Annotated in this window: 17 protein-coding genes and 1 pseudogene; 6 read left to right on the top strand and 12 right to left on the bottom strand. The window is 57.9% G+C overall.

Annotation, left to right across the window (positions count from 1 at the left end):
- Positions 1-262: 262 nt before the first annotated feature.
- The 4 genes from pqqB to pqqE are packed head-to-tail and all read left to right on the top strand — an operon-like array spanning position 263 to position 3,391.
- Positions 263-1,210 carry a pyrroloquinoline quinone biosynthesis protein PqqB gene (gene pqqB, locus HNQ72_RS27285; protein WP_308422377.1) on the top strand — a complete coding sequence of 316 codons (948 nt, stop codon included), beginning with the start codon at positions 263-265 and terminating at the stop codon, positions 1,208-1,210.
- Positions 1,207-1,962, top strand: a complete 756-nt coding sequence (gene pqqC / locus HNQ72_RS27280; protein ID WP_183997284.1) for a pyrroloquinoline-quinone synthase PqqC — start codon at positions 1,207-1,209, stop codon at positions 1,960-1,962. The genes pqqB and pqqC overlap by 4 nt, the downstream gene beginning before the upstream one ends.
- Positions 1,959-2,258 carry a pyrroloquinoline quinone biosynthesis peptide chaperone PqqD gene (gene pqqD / locus HNQ72_RS27275; protein ID WP_244654600.1) on the top strand — a complete coding sequence of 100 codons (300 nt, stop codon included), beginning with the start codon at positions 1,959-1,961 and terminating at the stop codon, positions 2,256-2,258. The genes pqqC and pqqD overlap by 4 nt, the downstream gene beginning before the upstream one ends.
- Positions 2,255-3,391: a pyrroloquinoline quinone biosynthesis protein PqqE gene (pqqE, locus tag HNQ72_RS27270; protein ID WP_183997282.1), complete on the top strand. Its 1,137-nt coding sequence runs from the start codon at positions 2,255-2,257 to the stop codon at positions 3,389-3,391. The genes pqqD and pqqE overlap by 4 nt, the downstream gene beginning before the upstream one ends.
- A gap of 306 nt (positions 3,392-3,697) precedes the next feature.
- Here pqqE and HNQ72_RS27265 read toward each other — a convergent pair whose 3' ends face one another.
- From HNQ72_RS27265 to HNQ72_RS27210, 12 genes are all read right to left on the bottom strand, one after another.
- A complete protein-coding gene (locus HNQ72_RS27265; RefSeq protein ID WP_183997280.1) occupies positions 3,698-4,189 on the bottom strand; it encodes an RrF2 family transcriptional regulator in 492 nt (163 codons plus the stop codon).
- Positions 4,190-4,263: 74 nt separating this feature from the next.
- Positions 4,264-6,000, bottom strand: a complete 1,737-nt coding sequence (locus HNQ72_RS27260) for an ABC transporter ATP-binding protein (RefSeq protein WP_183997278.1) — start codon at positions 5,998-6,000, stop codon at positions 4,264-4,266.
- Positions 5,993-6,868 (bottom strand): ABC transporter ATP-binding protein, encoded by an 876-nt coding sequence (locus HNQ72_RS27255; RefSeq protein ID WP_183997276.1) that lies wholly within the window; start codon positions 6,866-6,868, stop codon positions 5,993-5,995. Before HNQ72_RS27255 ends, HNQ72_RS27260 begins: the two co-directional genes overlap by 8 nt.
- Positions 6,865-7,926, bottom strand: coding sequence for a FecCD family ABC transporter permease (locus tag HNQ72_RS27250; protein WP_183997274.1), 1,062 nt, complete (start codon positions 7,924-7,926; stop codon positions 6,865-6,867). The genes HNQ72_RS27255 and HNQ72_RS27250 overlap by 4 nt, the downstream gene beginning before the upstream one ends.
- On the bottom strand, positions 7,923-8,972 hold the full coding sequence (locus HNQ72_RS27245) for a FecCD family ABC transporter permease (protein WP_183997272.1): 1,050 nt from the start codon (positions 8,970-8,972) through the stop codon (positions 7,923-7,925). Before HNQ72_RS27245 ends, HNQ72_RS27250 begins: the two co-directional genes overlap by 4 nt.
- Positions 8,969-9,715 carry a siderophore-interacting protein gene (locus tag HNQ72_RS27240; protein ID WP_183997270.1) on the bottom strand — a complete coding sequence of 249 codons (747 nt, stop codon included), beginning with the start codon at positions 9,713-9,715 and terminating at the stop codon, positions 8,969-8,971. The genes HNQ72_RS27245 and HNQ72_RS27240 overlap by 4 nt, the downstream gene beginning before the upstream one ends.
- A gap of 2 nt (positions 9,716-9,717) precedes the next feature.
- Complete coding sequence (locus tag HNQ72_RS27235; RefSeq protein ID WP_183997268.1) at positions 9,718-10,692, bottom strand: iron-siderophore ABC transporter substrate-binding protein; 975 nt, start codon at positions 10,690-10,692, stop codon at positions 9,718-9,720.
- Between the two features lie 64 nt (positions 10,693-10,756).
- Entirely contained in the window at positions 10,757-13,279 is a 2,523-nt protein-coding gene (locus HNQ72_RS27230; protein ID WP_183997266.1) for a TonB-dependent siderophore receptor, read from the bottom strand.
- Positions 13,280-13,418: 139 nt separating this feature from the next.
- On the bottom strand, positions 13,419-14,453 hold the full coding sequence (locus tag HNQ72_RS27225; RefSeq protein WP_183997264.1) for a FecR family protein: 1,035 nt from the start codon (positions 14,451-14,453) through the stop codon (positions 13,419-13,421).
- Positions 14,454-14,538: 85 nt separating this feature from the next.
- Positions 14,539-15,045 carry an RNA polymerase sigma factor gene (locus HNQ72_RS27220; protein ID WP_183997262.1) on the bottom strand — a complete coding sequence of 169 codons (507 nt, stop codon included), beginning with the start codon at positions 15,043-15,045 and terminating at the stop codon, positions 14,539-14,541.
- 503 nt (positions 15,046-15,548) lie between these two features.
- Entirely contained in the window at positions 15,549-17,159 is a 1,611-nt protein-coding gene (locus HNQ72_RS27215) for an ABC transporter substrate-binding protein (RefSeq protein ID WP_244654599.1), read from the bottom strand.
- A 55-nt stretch (positions 17,160-17,214) separates the two neighbouring features.
- The gene (locus tag HNQ72_RS27210; RefSeq protein ID WP_183997258.1) at positions 17,215-18,363 is read right to left on the bottom strand and encodes an enolase C-terminal domain-like protein; all 1,149 of its coding nucleotides are present in this window, start codon (positions 18,361-18,363) and stop codon (positions 17,215-17,217) included.
- A 312-nt stretch (positions 18,364-18,675) separates the two neighbouring features.
- Here HNQ72_RS27210 and HNQ72_RS27205 point away from each other — a divergent pair, with 312 nt between their 5' ends.
- Both HNQ72_RS27205 and HNQ72_RS30785 read left to right on the top strand, forming a co-directional pair.
- A complete protein-coding gene (locus HNQ72_RS27205; protein ID WP_183997256.1) occupies positions 18,676-19,422 on the top strand; it encodes a FadR/GntR family transcriptional regulator in 747 nt (248 codons plus the stop codon).
- A gap of 75 nt (positions 19,423-19,497) precedes the next feature.
- Positions 19,498-19,655 (top strand): annotated as a pseudogene (locus tag HNQ72_RS30785) (ABC transporter permease); the annotation flags it as partial.

Raw genomic sequence — 19,655 nt, 5'->3', positions numbered from 1 at the left:
TTGCATTCATCTACAGTTGTACATCGCAGGATTGCGCGTATGATGATCCCGGTTGAAAAGGCCCTTTATGAGGAGGAGAAACTTATGAAGAAGACCTGGAAGAAACCGGCGATGTGCACCGTCGCCGTCGGAATGGAAATGTCACGTTACTTTCCCGCACAACTTCCGTCGAAAAAATAAGCAGTTAAAACAGCCTCATCCGGATCCCGGATGGGGCGTCTTTCAGATATGATATTGAGCCGTGACGAGATCTCGTCAGGGGATGGTTTTCATGTACCTGAAGGTTGTGGGGTCCGCCGCTGGAGGTGGCTTCCCTCAATGGAACTGTAATTTCCATTTAAGTCGCGATGCCCGAAAAGGTGCGGAACATATCCGCCCCAGAACACAGTCGAGCCTTGCTGCGAGCGCAGACGAAACCCAATGGGTGCTGTTTAACGCATCGCCGGATATCCGGCAGCAGATTGCCGCCACGCCGGAGTTACAGCCTTCCGAAACGGCTGCACCACGCTCCACCCCGATCTCGGCCGTGGTGCTGACCAATGCCGATGTCGATCACATCGCCGGCCTGCTCAGCCTGCGAGAGCGGGAACGGTTCGTCATCTATGCCACGGCCCGCGTTCTTGCGGTGCTGGAACAGAACGCGATCTTTAACGTCGTCGATCCGGCCTTGGTAGAACGCCGCGAACTACCGTTGCATCAGGTCTCACCCATTCTGAACTGGCAGAACGTGCCGACCGGCATTTCGGTGGAAGTCTTCGCGGTGCCGGGCAAGATTGCCCTTTTCCTGGAAGATCAAGCCAAGGCCGAACAGGGTTTTGGCACCGAAGAGGGCGATACGATTGGGTTGAAGATCATGTCTGATGATGCCGCATCAGCCGTGTTTTACATTCCGGGCTGCGCCCGCATCGATGGCGACCTAAAGCAACGCCTGGATCGGGCCGCATGCCTGCTCTTCGATGGCACCGTCTATACCGATGGCGAGATGCTGACCTCCGGCGTCGGCGCAAAGACGGGGAAGCGCATGGGCCACCTGCATATTTCCGGCCCTGAAGGTTCGATGCACGCTCTGTCGGATCTTGCGATCGGACGACGGATCTATGTGCATATCAATAATACCAATCCCATCCTCGACGATCGTTCCCCCCAGGCGGCGACAGTACGGGAGAGTGGCTGGGAGATTGGATATGACGGAATGGAGATCCGCCTGTGAACGAGTTTGCTGCTGCCGCACGCGATGGACTGACACCGGATGCACTGGAAAGCGTCCTGCGCGAAATAGGCCTGTCCCGTTATCACAACCGCCACCCGTTGCATCACAAGATGACGTCCGGCCAGCTTTCGAAGGGACAATTGCAGGCCTGGGCGCTCAACCGTTATTGTTATCAGGCCGTCATCCCCCGCAAGGACGCGATGATCCTGTCGCATGCGGAAGACCCCGCCTTTCGTGCGGAGTGGCGAAAACGGATCGAGGATCATGACGGCGATGACGGCTGGAATGGCGGCATTGCCCGCTGGCTGAAGCTTGCGACTGGCCTCGGGCTCGATCGGGATTTTGTCGCCAGTCAGCGCGGAGCCCTGCCGGCCACGCGCTTCGCCGTCGGCGCATATCTTTCCTTCTGTACCGACAGAAGCCTTCTGGAAGCAGTGGCCTCCTCACTCACCGAGCTGTTTTCGCCGGTCATCATCAGCGAGCGAGTGCCCGCCATGCTCGCGCGGTATGATTACGTCACCGAGGATATCCTGGAATATTTCAAACCGAGGCCCGTGCAGGCGTCGCGTGATGCCGATTATGCGCTGGCCTATGTCCGGCAGCATGCGGATACGCCGGAGAAACAGCAGGCAGTGATCGATGCCCTCGTTTTCAAATGCGACCTGCTCTGGGCCATGCTGGATGCATTGGAGCAGGCTTACGGCGATCACGGCCACATTCCGCCGGGCGCCTTTGATCCGAAACAGCCATGATGACACCGCAAAGGCAGCGCATCCTTCTTTCTCACCGATCGACGCCGGCACTGAAACCACATGTCCGGCTGCAATATGATAAAGTCCGTCAGGCTTGGGCCTTGTTGTCACCGGAAAAGGTGTTCTGGCCGGACGACGTAAGCCTCGACATTCTCAGACTATGTGACGGCACGCATTCGGTGACCCAGATCCTGGAGGAACTGTCGATGCAATACGACGCACCCATCGAAGAGATAACCGCAGACGTCGAGACCTTTCTGCAGGACTGGTCCGACCGGTCGCTGGTGGCGTTATGAGCGAAACGGTCCTTCCACCGATCGGCATGCTGGCCGAGTTGACGCATCGATGTCCGCTTCAATGCGCCTATTGTTCGAACCCGCTCGAACTTCTGAAGGCAAACCGTGAAATGGCAACTGAAGGCTGGCTGTCCCTGTTCGATCAGGCAGCCGATCTCGGCGTGCTGCAGATTCACCTGTCTGGAGGCGAGCCGACGCTACGGCCGGATCTCGAAACACTGGTCCGCCGGCTGAGTGATCGCGGCGTCTATACGAACCTGATCACCGCCGGCGTCGGCATTCGCGAAGGACGGATCGACGATCTGGTGCAGGCAGGGCTGGATCACGTCCAGATCAGTTTTCAAGGAGCATTGGCGACCACCACAGAAAAGATCGGGAACTATCGCGACGCACATTTCAAAAAGATCGAGACGGCCGGAAAAGTGCGTGCAGCCGGCCTGCCTCTAACGATCAACGCCCCGATCCATCGCCATAATATCGATGAGATACCGGCTTTTATCGAGCTGGCACTGAAGCTTGATGCCGAGCGACTGGAAATCGCCAATGTGCAATATGCCGGCTGGGCGCTTCTCAATCGCAATTCCCTGATGCCGGACCGCGCTTCCGTCGAACGGCAGGTGAATGTCGTGCAGGAAGCACAGGAGCGGCTCCACGGCATTCTCGCCATCGATTTCGTCACGCCCGATTATTTTGCGATCTACCCCAAACCCTGCATGGGCGGCTGGGCACGCGACGCCTTCATGGTGGCGCCGGACGGCACTGTCCTCCCCTGCCATGCGGCCGGCACGATACCGGGTCTTGTTTTCGAACGTTTCGGTGAGAAAAGCCTTGCCGATATCTGGCACGCTTCCCCGGCATTCAACGCCTTTCGCGGCACGGATTGGATGGCGGAGCCTTGCCGCACCTGCGACCGCAAGGAAATAGACTGGGGCGGTTGCCGCTGTCAGGCTATGGCGATTGCAGGCAATGCCGCTGCAACAGATCCCGCCTGCATCAAGTCTCCCTTTCACGCGCGTATGGCAGGATTGATCGAGGAGGCAACGATATCCGGGCAGGATGCCTTTCACTATCGCCGAATAGGAAGCGGCGTGACGAACCACGCACACAATGCCGCCGAGACAGTAGAGAGCTGACAGAAAACCTATTCAAGCACATCATCACGATTCGTTTGGCGTATTCTGCCTTTTGAAGGAAGATTTGGTTTCTGGGTCAGGCTTTTTCCCGTTCGGGAGGCTGACCCTTGAGCTTATGGTCCTTGAGAACGATGAGCTACATCGCCAGGGAAGAAGAGGTCTTCTCGCCAGCGATATCTTTTGGGTTCGAATGGGGATTTTTGGTTGCGGGGGCCTGAACGCAGGGAGACTTGTAAATTTCCTGGGTCTTGAGCGGAATCGAACCGCCGCCCCATCGGAATCAAGATCCCAAGTGTATGAATCTCGCTAGAAATTGCTGCTCACAGCAAGATCGCGCTTTGCAGGCCGCCTCTCGCGTATTTTTCCCGAGCCCTCGCGGAATTCACCTGCCTCAGATCGTCCCTCGATTTTAGCCAGATCCGCAATGGAAAAGAGATCGAGATAGGTTTGGATCGCGTTGTTCGCGCCGAGGATGATCTGGCTGAGAGGGCGGTACTTCACCTGCTCGTCTTTCGCTTTTATCCGGCCCGAAGCTGCGGGACGCTGGTCGTCCACCCGACAGATGACATCGCACAACGAGATCGCATTTGCCGATCCCGAGAGCTCCAGTCCGCCGTTTCGGCCACGTTTGGTTTTCAGAAAGCCAGCGTTCACAAGCTTCAAGACGACATGTGCCGCGAAGTCGGTCGTGGTTTCGGCGACCTTTGCGGCATCCGCGGTCTTCAGGCGGCAGTCATTCGATCTGGCACAGGCGACTAAAATTGCAATCGCCACTTCGGTCTCTCGTCTCAGCTTCATGATTTTATCTTCCGTGATTTTGATCCGCGAGTTCAGTCTGCCGTCTCGACCGTAAACATGCGGGCTCCCGGTTCTCAGGCTGCATTGCTTCTGCTTTGCGCGGCATGAAGTGCGTGGTATCGCCCGTCTGCATTCTCCAATAGGCGGTCGTGGCTTCCCTCCTCCACGATGTGTCCATCTTCGACGACGACAATCCTGTCGGCGCTGGTGATGGTTGCCAGTCGGTGAGCAATGACCAATGTTGTGCGCCCCTGCGAAAGTTCGGCAAGTGACTGCTGGATGGCTCGTTCCGTCTCGCTGTCTAGCGCAGAGGTTGCCTCATCGAGGATCAAGATCGGAGGGTTCTTCAAGAAGATGCGGGCGATCGCCAGCCTCTGCTTCTGCCCGCCGGAAAGCTTGACGCCGCGCTCGCCGATGACAGTATCGAGACCGTTAGGCAAGGCTGCGATGACATCGTCAAGACGGGCTCGGCGTGCCGCTTCGATGATCTCGCTCTCACTGGCACCGAGACGGCCATAGGCGATGTTTTCCCGAATGGTCCCGGCGAACAGGAAGACGTCCTGCTGCACGATCCCGATATTGGAGCGAAGGCTATTGAGAGTGATATCCCTGATGTCCACTCCGTCGATATTGATGGCGCCGCCAGTCACCTCGTAAAAGCGTGGCAGGAGTGCGCAGATCGTCGTCTTGCCGGCACCAGAGGAGCCGACGAACGCGATGGTTTCCCCAGCCTCGATCGACAGGTTCAGGCCAGCGAATATCGGCATGCCGGCGCGGTAGCCAAAATGGACATCGCGATAGGTAATGCGTCCGTCCAACCTTTGAATGGTATTGGCACCAGGCCGATCCTTGATATCGGGCTGCCGATCAAGGAATTCCGTATAGCGCTGGAACCCGGCAATCCCTTTTGGATAGGTCTCGATGATCGAATTGATCTTGTCGATCGGCCGGAAGAAAACACCGACCAAAAGCAGGAAGCCGACAAAACCACCAGCGGTCAGTTCACCGCGCGTGACATACCAGGCGCCTGCCAGCATCACCACGACCTGGACGAAGCGCATCGACAGGTATGAGAGCGACATGGACGCGGCCATGACCCGATAGGCCTCGAGCTTGGTAACGAGGTAGTCGCGGTTATTGCTGGCAAACAGCGTCCGCTCGTGTTCCTCGTTGGCAAAAGCCTGCACCACCCGGATACCACCGATGTTTTCCTCAATACGGGCGTTGAATTCCCCCACCCTACGATAGAGGGCATGCCAGTTCGCCGTCATGCGCTTGCCGTAGATCGTCGTCACCACAGCCGTCAGCGGAACGATAAGGCCCGTCAGGACAGCAAGGGGTACATGGACCGAGAGCATCAGCAGGAAAGCGCCGATGAGTGTCATCACCGCGATGAACAAATCCTCCGGTCCGTGATGCGCGACCTCCCCGATCTCCTCGAGATCCTTGGTCAATCGCGCCACCAGATGTCCGGTCTTGTGCTCGTCGAAAAAGCCAAATGAGAGCTTCTGTAGATGATCGAAAGCCTTCCTGCGCATCTCGGTCTCGATCTTCAACCCCAGCATATGGCCCCAATAAGTCACCACAACCTGGAGGCCTGCGTTTATCAGATAGATCAGGAACAGCCCGGCGACGGCGAGCGCGATCAATCCGAGCTGATTGCTCGGCAGAAGTCTGTCAATGAACAGTGTGACGGCAACCGGAAACGCAAGCTCAAGCATGCCGGCGATAACCGCACTGCCGAAGTCGAGTGCAAACAGACCGCGATGCGGGCGATAATAGGTCACGAAGCGCCTAAGCAGATCAGTCACGATGCTGCTCCATTCCCGGACGGCGGGATGTATCCAGCGGCGTCACCTGCGGTGCCGCTGCATCGAGCGTCTGTCGCCCCCTCGGCACAATCAGCGGTGTATTGGAAACAGGATCCTGGATGATGACGGACGGAAGACCAAACACATCTTCGACCAGTCGTTCGGTGACGATAGCAGACGGCTTGCCTTCGGCGATGATTGCGCCGCCTTTCATGGCGATCAGGTTTGAGGCATAGCGGCAGGCATGGTTGAGGTCGTGCAGCACAGCGACAATCGTGCGCCCCTGGCCGTTCAGATCCGCCAGCAGGTCCATGAGCTCGATCTGGTGGGCTATGTCGAGGAAGGTGGTCGGTTCGTCCAGCAGCAGAATCGGCGTTTCCTGCGCCAGCACCATTGAGATCCAGACACGCTGGCGCTGACCACCAGAAAGCTCGTCCACCAGACGACCGGACAGATCCGTGACGCGGGTTGCCCCCATCGCGTCAATGATGGCTTCCTCATCAGCCGTCGACCATTGCCGGAAGAATGATTGGTGCGGATAGCGGCCACGCGCGATCAGATCGGCAACGGTAATGCCCTCAGGGGCGACCGCGCTTTGCGGAAGCAGGCCGAGGCAACGGGCGACGTCCTTGGACGCAAGATCGGAAATGCTCCTGCCGTCTAGGATGACTTGTCCGGCAGACGGAGACAGCAGGCGCGACAGGGCGCGCAAAAGCGTAGATTTTCCGCAGGCGTTCGGCCCGACGATCACAGTGAAGGAGCCGTCAGGAATGGCAATGGACAGGTTTTCGGAAATCGTGCGCTCGTCATAGCGCAGCGTCACGTTCTCAGCGCGAAGCCGGCCGGATTCAAATTCAAAATTGGTCATTTGCGGCCCTCCCGTATCAATAACCATATGAAATAGACGCCGCCGATGCTCACCGTCATGACACCGACGGGAAGCTGGGCACCGAAAGCGTGCTGCGCGGCCCAATCGGCGGCGAGCAGCAGAAGCCCGCCCGTCAGCGCGGACGAGATGAGCGCAACACCCGCCGAGCGGGTAAGTCGCTTTGCGATCTGTGGTGCGGCGAGCGCGATGAAAGAGATCGGTCCTGCCGCGGCTGTAACGATGGCGGTCAAGGCAACGCCAAGAACCATCAGCAAAAGCCGCGTGCGGGCGGCGGTGACACCGGAGGCACGTGCAGCATCGTCCCCCATTTCGAGCTGGCGCATAGGACGGGACAGAAGCAAAGTAAGCGGCCCCGCGATGCATAGCACGATGGCAACCGGCACAAGCTGCTCGAAGCCGAGACCGTTGAGCGACCCTGCCCCCCATATGGCAGCACTAATCGCGATCTGAAGGTCAGCTTCGCGGATCATCCATGCGTTGAAGGCCGATAGCATCGCTGCAACGCCGATCCCGACAACGATCAGGCGAAAACCCTGCACGCCGCGCCGGTAAGCCAAAAGATAAACGGCCATCGCTGTGAGAATGCCGCCAATTAGCGCGCCGGTCGCTGTCTCGTAGTAGCCACCGGACAGAAGCAGAATGACCACCAGCGCGCCGGTGTGAGAACCGGCCGAGAAACCGATAATGTCAGGCGATCCGAGAGGGTTGCGGGTGAGGCTCTGGAAAATCGCTCCGCTCATGGCGAGCACGCCGCCAAGCAGGAACGCCAGTGCGACACGCGGCAGACGCCATTCCACAACGATCATCCGCACCTGCTCGTCACCAAGACCGGCGAAAGCGGCCAACACGTCCACCAAAGCGATCGGATATTTGCCGCTTGCCAGAGAGAGCGCCGCAACTCCGATCGAAAGAGCGGCAAGCACAAGGCAGATGAATATCGAGAGCCTGTCCAACCGACCCGACAGACGGCCACCAAAACGCCGCACGACCTGCACAGAGCGGCCGAAATCGATACGAGATGATGCCGTGGCGCTCATAGCCCGCTCACTTGTCTGCGCCGTGCCAACAGGATCAGCACCGGAGCACCGAGGAGAGCCGTGACGATGCCGGCCTCCAGTTCGCCCGGAAACAGCACCAGTCGGCCGGTAATGTCGGCGGCAATCAGCAACACCGGCGCGTAAATCATTGTCAGTGGAACGATCCAGCGTTGATCCGGGCCGGTGAACCAGCGCAACAAATGCGGCACCATGAGACCAACGAAGCCTATAGGACCAGCGGCAGCAGTTCCCGCGCCAGCAAGAAGCGTGACGGCGATCAGCGCCAGTATACGGGCGCGAAAAATGCTGGCGCCGAGCGAACGGGCCAGATCCTCGCCAAGCGCCACCGCATTCAACGGACGCGCGGCGATCAAGGCGACAAGCAGCCCGATCCCGATGAAGGGACGGACCGCTTCCACGACTTTCATATCACGCCCGGCAATCGAACCGATCGACCAGAAGCGCATGGCGTCAAAGGCATGCGGGTCGATGAGCGTAATGGCAGATCCGATGCCACCAAGAACGGCAGAGAGTGCCACACCGGACAGCACGAGGCGGACGGGCGTTGCACCGTCACGACCCATCGCTCCGAGCGCGTAAACGGCAACGGTAACAACGATCGCCCCCAAAAAGGCAAACCAGAGATAGGCCTCGATCGATTGGAAGCCGAACAGGCCGACCGCCAGCGTCACGAAAAACGCTGCGCCAGCATTGACGCCAAGGATGCCGGGATCTGCCAGCGGGTTCCTCGTCGCTGCCTGTATCAGTGCTCCCGACACGCCGAAGGCAGCACCACAGAGGATACCGAGCAGGGTGCGCGGCAGACGATAATCGTGCACGATGATGTGCTCCGCCGAACTCGCTTCATAAGACAGCAAGGCATCAACCACTGTGGCAGGTGACACAAAACGTGCGCCGACAAGAAGGCTGGTGACAAAAACTGCGAATAGCAAGAAGAGACCGCACAGCAAAACAGTGAGCCGGCCCACATTACCCGCAACCTTGGCTCGTTTATCATCGACAGATGAAAGATTAGTGCCGCTCATCCGCGCGCTTGGCCTTCGATCCAGTAACCGACCGATGTCAGGCGGTCCTTGTCGAAGCCAAGATCGTCGCGGAAGTGCTTGCGCGCCTCCGAGGCCGCCGTGACCTCGCCGGCGATCCAGATGTAGCCCGGTCCATCCGGCAGTTTGACGGAGCGCGCAATGTCTAAAAGGCTGGTCGGGCGGTCGCCATGGCCGTAGCTCTCGTGCCAATGCAGGCTGAGATCCGTGGCGCCATGCAGGGTCTGCCGATCGCTGTAATGAGGAACCTCGACATGGGCCGTGACCCGGTATCCGGCGGGTAGTTCCTCCAGAATACGGCCGACAGCCGGAAGGCCGGTGAAATCGGCAATGAGAAGGATCCACAATGTGTCTTCCGGCAGATGGAAACGTCCCTCGGCATTGGTGAGGCCGAGCCTGTCGCCAATACTTGCAGCGAGCGCCCATTCCGCCGCAACGCCGCCTTCATGCGCCACGAAATCTACGATCAGGCGCGACGAGCAATCATGCCATTTCCGTACGGTATAGGGGCGCGTGGGGCCGGCCGGCTTCTGCCACTTGCCGTCGGTGCAGGTGGGCAACGCCACCGTCCCTCCCCGGCTTTCCGGAAACAGCAGCCGGATCCATTCGTCCGGCTTGCCGCTGGAGTGGAAACGATGGAGGTCGTCACCACCGAACTCGACACGGACCATCGAGGGACTGAGCCGGCTGGTGGCGACGACGTCTGCGAGAAAGTAGTCGGGCATGGCTATTCACTCCTGTGCCGGGCCACGCGTTCGGCGGCTTCGGCGAGCCTCGGCATGAAGCGGGGAAACCCGTATGGGATGGAAAGAACGCTGAGCGCGGATGTCGACCAGACCGAGGCTGGATCGTCCAGGGCCACATAGCCGCCCTGCCGGACAGGAGCGATGGTGTGGAAGAGAGGTTGGGCTTCCGCCGCCTCGCGTGTGCCTTCGCCATACCACATGACAAGAAGGTCGGCATCGATCCGGTCGGATTGTTCAAAGCTCAGCGATGCGGAGAATTTGCCGGGATTGGCGGCTGCGAGTTCTTCCACAACGACCGGATTCTTCATGCCAAGCGCATTCAGTGCCGCGACACGCGGATCGGCCGGTAGATAGACGACGATGCCGCTCGCGCCGTTGAAATAGGTTCCGAAGACGAAGGTCCGGTCTTTCAGGACGGGATACCGGCCGCCGAGATCCTTCAGGAAATCTCCCGTCTTTTCGACAAGGGCTTTGGCTTGGTCCGCAACGCCTAGCGCTGCGCCCGCAACAAGCGTCTGCTCCTGCCAGCCTGCGAGCCAGGGTCCGGACTGATAGACCACAGTGCTGGCAATGCGCGAAAGTCGTTGAAAGCTGACCGCATCGACGCCCGACCGCACCGCTAGGATGAGATCGGGACGAAGCGCGGCGATTTCCTCGAAGTCGATCAGGCCGGGTTCCAGCAACGTGATATTCCGGTCGGTGACGAATGGCGCGTCCCAAGGAAGGATGCCGTCATCGGTCATATCGTGTTTCGGCATCGCGACCGGGGCGAAACCGAGCGCGAAGACCGCATCCTGCACACTCCACCCGATCGTGACGATACGTTTCGGCGGAGACGAGACAGTAGTCGTGCCTAGCGCGTGCTGGACGGTCACGGGAAAGCCAGCCGGTTCTGCATAGACGGGGCCGGCGGCCGCCCAGATCAGGAGATGTGCAAGTATCAGCAAGCGCCGCATGTCGTATTCCCGGCAGGCATTTTGGAAGATCCGGCGTGCCTTTGCGCGCCGGGACCGATAATGTTCAGAAGGAATGCTTCAGCGTCAGCTTGAGGTTGCGGGGCGCCCCCATGAAGAAGCCATACCCGACGCCGTTATTGAGAGCCGAATAGTATTCCTTGTCGAACACGTTGTTGACGTTGAGTTGGAGAGAGGTGTTCTCGGTGAAGTCGTATTTCGCCATCACATCGAAGACAGCATAGGCGGGCTGCTCAATATCGATCGTAGAGGTTTGGTAGGTGAGCTTGCTCTGTGCCCGCAAGCCACCGCCGATGGTGAACTGTTCATTCGGGAAGGTGTAGGTGGTGAACAGTTTGAAGACGTGTTCCGGATACTGATGAGTGTTGAACTTGTCCCCGGAGGACGGACCCTCGGTGTATTTTGATACCGCATAGGTATAGCCGCCCGTCAACAGCCAGCGATCCGTGATAAAGCCGCTCAACTCCACTTCAAAGCCGCGCGTTCGTACGCCGTCAACTCCCTCCCAGCAGGCAAGGATAGTAGGATTGCAGTAGGATACGTCGGAGAGGCGGGAGGCGACGTTATCGCGGTTCACCTGAAAGACCGCCAAAGTACCGTTGAGGCGCTCATCGAAGAATTCGCCCTTCAGGCCGGCCTCTATATTGGTGCCCGTGATAGGATCGAGCAGGCTTCCATCGCGGCCGAAATTGTATTGCGGCTGGAAGATGCTGGTATAGCTCGCATAGGCGGAGATTGTGTCGTTGATGTCGTAAACGATGCCCGCGTACGGCGTGAAGACGCCATTTTCGTTAATCTGGTTCTGCGTTACCTTGCCAGTTGAAAGAATGGTCGTTGTGGCGTCGTAGTCGTACCAGGAAAACCTTGCGCCGGTGATAAGCTTAAGGGAGTCCGTGATTGAAAATCTTCCGGCTGCGTATGCGCCAATTTGCTCGGTTTGGTACTGTAGTCGGCTGAAGGGCGTGAACGCCGCGTAGTCGAAATCGGATGACGAACTCCAATTCAACGGGTCGCTGATGAGCGTCGTAGCACCGAGAGAATTGAGAATCTTCAGGTTCGTGCGATTGGCGTTGACACCGAAAACCAGGTCATGATCGCGGCCGAATGCCTCAAACGAACCATTCAGATTGGCATCGAACGAATAGACGTCATTGTCATAGTTAAACAGGCGGTCGTAAAGGTAGAGATCTGAGCCGGTGTAGCTTGAGAAAGACGCGGCCATTTCGGACTTCGACCAGGATGCCCGACCAGTGACGTTAAGCTTCCAGTCGCTCTCGAAGCGATGCTCGAGGTCGAAGAAGGCCGTATGTTGTTGGCGATCGACATACTGCCAGTCGTTTCCGACAAAGTCTGATGGCGAGAAATCATAGAACGAGCCGTCGGTCTTGACCGGCAGTCCTCCCCAATCGTACCCGTCGATCTTCTGTTTCTGATAGCTATACCCAATGTTGACGGTCGTATCCTCCGCCACGTCCGCTTCAAGAGTCCCGTAGAAGAGACCATCCTTGTTGAATGAATCATCCTTATAGGTCTGACCGGCACCATAAGAGCTTACGACACGGCCCCTGACTGTGCCTTCATCATTGAAAGGGGTGGAGTGGTCTACTACGGCCTCCGCGTTCCCCCAGGACGAAGCCCTTGTGGTGATCGTCGTCTTTTTCTCATCCAGAGGCTTCTTGCGCATCAGGTTAATGGCGCCCGATGGGTTACCCGCGCCCGTGACAAGGCCCGAAGCGCCGCGGAGAACCTCGACTCGGTCGTACATGTCCAGGTCGTCGGCGCCGTCGCTGTCGCGGGCGTAATACTGCACGGGATTGGCGACCCCGTCATACTGCATGTTGTCGATGATCAGGCCGCGCGACCAGTATTGATACCGGGCATCCCCGAAATTCTGGTTGGCGATCAGGCCGGGCGTGTCCGCAACCGCTTGGTCGAGGGTCTCATAGGACTTGTCTTCGATCTTCTGGCGGGTGACGACGGTGACCGTCTGCGGCGTCTCCTTGACCGACAATGGCAGCTTCACGCCCGTTGACATTGCGCCCGTCGTGTAGGAGCCGGTGCCTTCGGTCGTACTGCCAAGGCTACTGATGACGATGGGTCTGAGCGCGGTGGAATCGTCGGCGTTTTCCGCGCCGTTGGTCATCGATGCCGTGACGAGGGAAACAGTGGTCGCACCGGTAAAGCGATAAGAGACACCGGTACCCTGCAATAGCTGCCCGATGGCCTGCTCCCGCGAATAGGTGCCCTGAACGCCGGAACTGCGAAGCCCCTTCAGCCGCCCGGCATCAAAGAACACCTGCAGGCCTGCGCGGTCGGCAAAAGCGAGAACGGCCGTGTTGAGGCTCTGCGCGGGAATGTTGAAGGCAAGCGTCGACATGTCCGCTGTTGCCGCGGCCGCCGCCTTCTGCTGCGCCAGTACCGGTGATGCAGACATCGCGAGGCTTGCCGTAATCGTCAGCGCGCTCGCCGAAGCAGCGAGCCAGACTGACCCCGCGCGCTTGTTTCTCGAACGAGTGCCCCCTGATTGCATCCCCATTGCGAAACCCTTTCCGTCCTGCTCGATTTGCATCGGCGAAATACCCCTTTCGCCGGTTCGCAAATAAGACGAATCCAGTCATGTTTTCCGGTAAGGATTTTTCGCCTTTTTTTTTACGGTTTCAGCAAACCACTGAAATCGCTTGATGACTGGCGAAGACTGAGCAGGTCGTTCAATAGATGACGGTCACAAGAGGCGGAGCAGAGGCCGAACGCAGGCCGAGTTCACTGGCGATAGTCTGGAGCGCATTGTCGAGGTCGTCGATCCGGAACACACCGCTGACTTTGCGGCTGGCAAGCGTCGAGCCGGCAATGACTATGCGACCGCGGCGATAGCGGTTGAGTTCCGACACCACCTCCGCCAGCGGCACTTGATCGAAGATCAGACGCCCGCGGCGCCATGCGGTCGCCTGCTCGACATCCTGGCTACTGATCCTGCCGAGACCCGCAGCCAGAGAGTAACGGACGGACTGTCCGGGGGACAGCACGACCTGTCTTGCGCCGCCCGCATTATCCGAAAGAGCGACCCGGACATCGTGTTCGGCAACCGAGACTTGGACGGCATCCGCCAAGCGCTCCACGGCGAACTGCGTGCCGAGCGCCGTCGCGGTCCCGTTGCCGCCTTCCACCACGAAAGGACGCTTTTCCGTCGGCCCCATAGACGCCACGGTGAAATACGCCGTCCCCTCAATCAGGGTGACGCGCCGTTCGGTGTCATTGAAATGCAGTGCTATGGCGCTGCCGGTGGAGAGCTCGACGACGCTGCCATCGGGCAGGTCGACTCTACGTTGCTCGCCGGGTGTCGTGTGATAGTCGGATGCGATGAGTGTTGCGGGATTTCCGAACCAGAAGCTTCCGGCGCTGACGACTGCGGTCAGACAGATCGCCGCCACCGCGCCATATCGCCAGAAGCTGGAGCGCAGTTTTGTGATCGCTGCGGGTGCCGGCTGGTAAGGTCGCTGTGGGAGACTAGCGCTTGCGATGTCTGCTGCCAGCGGACCGGGCGCATGACGCAGCGCGGCCAGATCGCTCCAGGTCTGTCGGGCGAACTCGAGAGCCCGTACATGGGCCGCGCTCTGGCCGCACCAGCCTTCGAACGACTGGCGTTCCTCAGGCAACAGCGGTTCGCCGCCCAGCCGGATCACCCATTCGGCGGCTTCAGCCTCAATGCGCTCTTTGTCGTATCTTTGTCCCACACTACGGTCCATGTCACTTGTGCCGTCGGTCCAGACCTATTTCCGAATAGGACGTTCGAGCGTCCCAACTCCAGTAAAGGCCGGGCGATTTTTCCTGTTATTGTGGCCGAAGCCGTTGCGTAACGTGTAGCAGCGCCTTGGCAAGATGTTTCTGCACAGAGCTTTCGGAGATGCCGAGACGCTCGGCCGTTTCGGTATAGCTCAGGCCCTCGATCCGGTTCAGCACGAAAATCTGCCGGGTTCGTTCCGGCAGTTCGACGACCGCGGCTTGCAGAAGCTCAAGCTTCTGCCGGGCGTCCGTCTGCTCTTCCTGCGTCGGCTTGTCATCAGCGATCGCGGCCATTTCGTCATGGGCGGACGCGTCGGTCTTCTGCCTCGCCTTTTGCCGCACATGGTCGATCGCGAGATTATGCGCTGTGCGATAGAGATAGGAACGGCCATGGGCAACGTTTACACCGCTCGCAGAGTTTTGCTCGGCAAAGCGGAGGAATGCCTCTTGCGTCAGGTCCGCGGCAATTTCTGCGTCTTTCAGCTTGTGTGTGAGATAGGCCTGCAGTTCCCGCCGGTGCGCAAGGAACAACCCCTTTAGCGTCTTGCCTGTCACTTTTGCCGGTCAGCACTTTCGGTTCTTGATTTCATGAGTGCTGTTATCCGGTTTTATTCGGCTACGCAATCAGCCGTCTCTGGAACGAGCGTATGCGCCGCTGGACGTTACGCTCTTGAAAGGAGACGAACTGGCGACCCGGTCTTATCCGTGACGCATACAGCAATTACGTGACTAATCGGACAGCGCGTTGCGGCGAGGAAGAACAGTCGAGCGTGGGAGTAAACCAACTCGCGTAGCCTCACCAACTCGAAAGCTTCTACACGAAAAGGCTGCAAGTTCCCAACATTGGGAACCACGTACATATGACTTATTATGCAATCCTTTCGGGGGCCAATACACCTGCCCCCGAAACATAGTATCGATAAACGGTTCTTAAGGTTGCATGTGCCGCGCACCGGCCTGATCCACTTGCACGTCCACCGTCGAGACGTACCCTTGCTGGCGACATTATCGATAACATACATCAATCGATCCGCGTCGCGCCTATTAGGCACAGATCGCTAGCGCGCTTTTCCGACGGTGGAGAGCCGAGTTTGCCAGACTGGGCTGATCACTAATCCGCTAATGTCTGCGCGCGCCGCAACCGAATCGGTGACCTGAGAAATCGCCTGAATCGCCGGAACCTTATCTCGGTACAGCTTCTGAATTTTAGCGTACTCCGCCTTCTGCTGATCAGGCGCTAAGAATAGAGCTTCATCGATCGCCCGATTAAGTTCGTCATCCTTATAGGACACGCGCCAACTCAATAGGCCCGACAGCTGCGCCTCATCCCTGTTGTCAGGGTTGTGGACGATGCTGCGCAAATCACCATCGGGATGAGAAACCTGCCCTCCGCTTCGTCCGACGACGAGTTGAAAGTCGCGCTTGCGCATCGGACCATAGACTGTCTCGCCACCACCGCTGATAATGTTGACGTCGATACCGCCTGTTGTGAGGGCGCCCTGTATAGCTACCGAGAGGTTGTCAAAAGGCGGTTCCGATAGTGCGTGCAGCGAAAGCTTCAATCCGTTGGCGTAACCCGCCTCTGCCAACAGGGATTTCGCTTCCTCAACGTCTGGTGCTGGCGGCTTGACGCCTTTCTCACCGCCCAAGCCGATCTGGATCGGATCGACGTGAGCGACGCCGTAATATTTCATGACCGAATTGTTGATCCCTTCAAAATCGATGAGCTTGATGATCGCCTGCCTAACCCTAGGATCCGATAGCGCCTTGTCTTTCATCGACATTGCCAGATAGTAGAGGCCGTTCCCGACCTCGTTGATGATCTTGATATCCTCGTCTTTTTCCATCGTGCTAAGGTCCGCCGCGCTCAGCGAGTAGGCGATATCAAGATCCCCTTTTGCGAGGAGCAACCGCTGAGACTGTGATTCTGGCAGGTGGCGCATGATAACCCGGTCCATCGTCGCCGGCGCTCCCCAGTAATTTTCGTTTCGCTTCAGGACCACGATCTCGTTCGGCGTCATGATTTGCAAGCCGAATGCGCCCGAACCTGCTGCATGCGTGGCAAGCCAACCGCTTCCGAAATCTCCATTCTTTTCATTCTGGAGCACCGTCTTCTTGTCCAGAATAGATCCTGGGCCGGTCATTGCCAGCGTCAGCAGAATGATGTTCGGATCGGTTTTCTGCGGAATGCGGATCTCGACAGTTTGTGCGTCAACCGCCACGAAATTTTCGTCGGCGTTCTGGGCCGTATAACCTCTGATCTTAAAGTTCGTGGCCTGCGCCAAGTTGAGTGCCAGCACACGTTTAAAGGACCAGACGACATCCTCGCTGGTGACCGGATTTCCAGAGGCAAAAACGGCCCCGGTACGCAAGGTGAGGCGGATGGAGTTTCCATCTTCAGAAATGACCCACCGTTCGGCGAGCTCGGGCATAAGCGACGTACGGTCGGACGGATCTATGCCAACGAGGTTATCATAGAGGTTAGTGATAATTTGGACGCGCTCCTTACCGCCAGCTCCAGCAGGATCGAGCGTGAGCACGTTTGCCATCGAAAAGCCGACGACCAGCTGGTTCTCGGGTGTTTTTGCTGCTGCAGCCAAAGGCAGTAGAGCCAGCAGTCCCATCGCCGCCGTAACCGCGATTAATTTTCGACGCTTTATATTTGCCACTGATATTCCTCCCATAACATTTCTTCCTCCCGCCAGCACTAGCGGTAGGCCGTCCTCACACGACCAAATTGCTGTTGATGTAGTCGAGATTGATATCGACCCCGATGCCAGGTTGTTGGGACAACGAGACATAACCTTCAGAATCCATCGGATCATCGATGGCATTGAGATAATCGGGGCACGCGTCGTAATCCAGCATAGGATGCAGAAGGCCGCGCTCGTACCAGCGGCAATTTTTGCTGACCGCAGATATGAGAAGGTTCTCTGCGCCATGACCGTGAACTTCACAGTTCATGCCAAAGCTTTCCGCTAAATGCATCGTCTTGAGCGCCGGCGTGATGCCGCCAACATCCTCGACACCCGTACGCAAAATATCGCACGCACCCGCCTTAACCCACTCAGCGCGGTGCTTGTACTTGCCGCCCATGGATTCCGGGCCAATCACCGGAATCTTCAGTTCTGCAGCAAGCCACGCGTAAGAAGACATTGACTGTTCGTCCATGACTTCCTCTATCCAAGTGAAATTCAGCGCTTCTAGTCCCTTACCAAGAGCATAGGCCTCCTCGCGCGAGTACCAATGGTAAGCATCCAGCATCAGCGGCACAGATGGGCCGACAGCTTCACGCACAGCAGCGCAAGCCTTAAGATCCATTTCGATGTTGGGCGACCAACTCACGGGAGGCATCCATGTGTGCAGCTTGATTGCCTGATAGCCGCGCTTGACAAGCCACTCCGCAAAACGTCCGTAATCATCGGGTTTGGCGAGACCACCTTCTATCTCGTCACCGCACATGATCGAGCCATAGGTCGGAACCTTATCACGGTAAGATCCCGCTAGCTTGTAGCTGGGTAAGCCAGCCAACTTGCCGCAAAGATCCCACAACGCGACATCTACGACACCAAGGGTGCGGTCACTCAGCTGGCCACCGCTGCCGCGCTGCCAATGCGCCAAGTCTTGCCACAAGCGTTCACGCGCGAAAGCATCTTGTTTGAACAGAACGGGTCGAACGTAACTATCGACTAGATGTGGCCGGACCTGCTCCGGGCTGGCGAATGCGTGCCCTTCTACCCCGTTCTCCGCAACCAGCGTCAGCAGGGATTTCCTCACCTGCCGAGCCGGCCCTGGATGATCGTGACCATCCGTGTCTTTTTCCAGATGAGTTGTATGCCAAAACGTCCGAACCTGCACATCCACGATCTTCATTCTGTAGCTCTCTCCCATATGCAATCTGATCGAAGCTTCAGCTGAAGCTCCCTCCGCAACATGTTACAGAGAATTTCATGGCGCAGTAGGACATGTAAATACCCTACTCAGCATTTTCTGATCGGTTGCCGAGACAAAATCCGTACGCCGATCAAACAATAACTCCTTAAATACCGATTTTTCTGCGCTATTTTGTGCGCGCATTGATTGCCAAGGGCGCTTATTCCTGTCCTACCACATAACACTAGATCCGAACTCTTGTCATACATCGTTCGCTGCGATATGAACGAATCCTCTATCGGGAGAATTGAAATGAGCAAATTGACATCGCTCCGAGGCGTCGCTGTATCCACTGTCGACGCACGTCCGCTTGTTGCACGCATCACAGCGTCCTTACGTGAAGGCATTGAGCTTGGGGAACTTGGCGCAGGGGCGAGACTGTCGAGTGAGACCGAGCTTGCTCGCCAGCATTCTGTGAGCCGCGCCGTCGTCAGAGAAGCGATTGCAGTTCTGCGGTCCGATGGGCTCGTCGAGGTGCGAAGAGGCGTTGGCGCTTTCGTCGTTGAACGCGTGCAGGAGCCGGTCCCTTTCGCAGACCTCTCTTTGGAGAGGATTTCGTCAGTTATCGAATTGATAGAACTACGGCTTGGATTCGAAACCGAGGCGGCATCGCTGGCTGCTGCTCGTCGCTCTGCAACTCAGTTGGAGGCTATTTTAGAGGCACACCGACATGTTGGAGAAAGCATCGAAGAAGAGCAGCCAACACGTTACACTGACTTCAACCTGCATCTCCGAATTGCCGAGGCGACCCAGAATAGTCGATTTCCTGAATTGATGATGCTGGTCAAAGCCGGAATGGTGGCCGCCGGACCAAAAGCGACATCAGAGGATGCTGCCTCGCTGCTTCCCAAGAACCCTCATCTCCAGGAAGAGCACGGCAAGATCGTGAATGCGATCGTGCGCGGATCGGCCGATGACGCGCGCTCGGCTATGAGGGCCCATCTGGAAGGCAGTCTTGAGCGATACAAAAACCTGCTGTTGGCCCGCGTCGCTATGTAGTTTCGCCCATCACAAAGCTCGATAGGCCATCGGAGGCCTTAACTTGAACCTGCTCGGGAGGCAGGGGGAGGAAATATGTCAACTCGCTGGCTGCGGTCTACCCGTGTCGCCGAACAACTCGGCACGATTGCCATCACCTTGCTCGGGCTGCTCGTACTTACCTTCATCATTGGCCGGATGATGCCTGCGGATCCCGTGCGCGCCATGGTTGGCGAGGACGCGACCCGCGAGAC

The sequence above is a fragment of the Aliirhizobium wenxiniae genome (assembly GCF_014201355.1).
Classification (GTDB): domain Bacteria; phylum Pseudomonadota; class Alphaproteobacteria; order Rhizobiales; family Rhizobiaceae; genus Neorhizobium; species Neorhizobium wenxiniae.
This window is presented reverse-complemented; position numbering and strand designations above follow the sequence as displayed.

Excerpts from the sequence above, each read along its gene's own strand:
- pqqE (WP_183997282.1), top strand. The coding sequence starts at position 2,255 with ATGAGCGAAACGGTCCTTCCACCGATCGGCATGCTGGCCGAGTTGACG.
- HNQ72_RS27265 (WP_183997280.1), bottom strand. The coding sequence starts at position 4,189 with ATGAAGCTGAGACGAGAGACCGAAGTGGCGATTGCAATTTTAGTCGCC.
- pqqD (WP_244654600.1), top strand. The coding sequence starts at position 1,959 with ATGATGACACCGCAAAGGCAGCGCATCCTTCTTTCTCACCGATCGACG.
- HNQ72_RS27250 (WP_183997274.1), bottom strand. The coding sequence starts at position 7,926 with ATGAGCGCCACGGCATCATCTCGTATCGATTTCGGCCGCTCTGTGCAG.
- HNQ72_RS27210 (WP_183997258.1), bottom strand. The coding sequence starts at position 18,363 with ATGAAGATCGTGGATGTGCAGGTTCGGACGTTTTGGCATACAACTCAT.
- HNQ72_RS27205 (WP_183997256.1), top strand. The coding sequence starts at position 18,676 with ATGAGCAAATTGACATCGCTCCGAGGCGTCGCTGTATCCACTGTCGAC.
- HNQ72_RS27225 (WP_183997264.1), bottom strand. The coding sequence starts at position 14,453 with ATGGACCGTAGTGTGGGACAAAGATACGACAAAGAGCGCATTGAGGCT.
- HNQ72_RS27230 (WP_183997266.1), bottom strand. The coding sequence starts at position 13,279 with ATGCAAATCGAGCAGGACGGAAAGGGTTTCGCAATGGGGATGCAATCA.
- HNQ72_RS27235 (WP_183997268.1), bottom strand. The coding sequence starts at position 10,692 with ATGCGGCGCTTGCTGATACTTGCACATCTCCTGATCTGGGCGGCCGCC.
- HNQ72_RS27255 (WP_183997276.1), bottom strand. The coding sequence starts at position 6,868 with ATGACCAATTTTGAATTTGAATCCGGCCGGCTTCGCGCTGAGAACGTG.
- pqqB (WP_308422377.1), top strand. The coding sequence starts at position 263 with ATGGTTTTCATGTACCTGAAGGTTGTGGGGTCCGCCGCTGGAGGTGGC.
- HNQ72_RS27240 (WP_183997270.1), bottom strand. The coding sequence starts at position 9,715 with ATGCCCGACTACTTTCTCGCAGACGTCGTCGCCACCAGCCGGCTCAGT.
- HNQ72_RS27245 (WP_183997272.1), bottom strand. The coding sequence starts at position 8,972 with ATGAGCGGCACTAATCTTTCATCTGTCGATGATAAACGAGCCAAGGTT.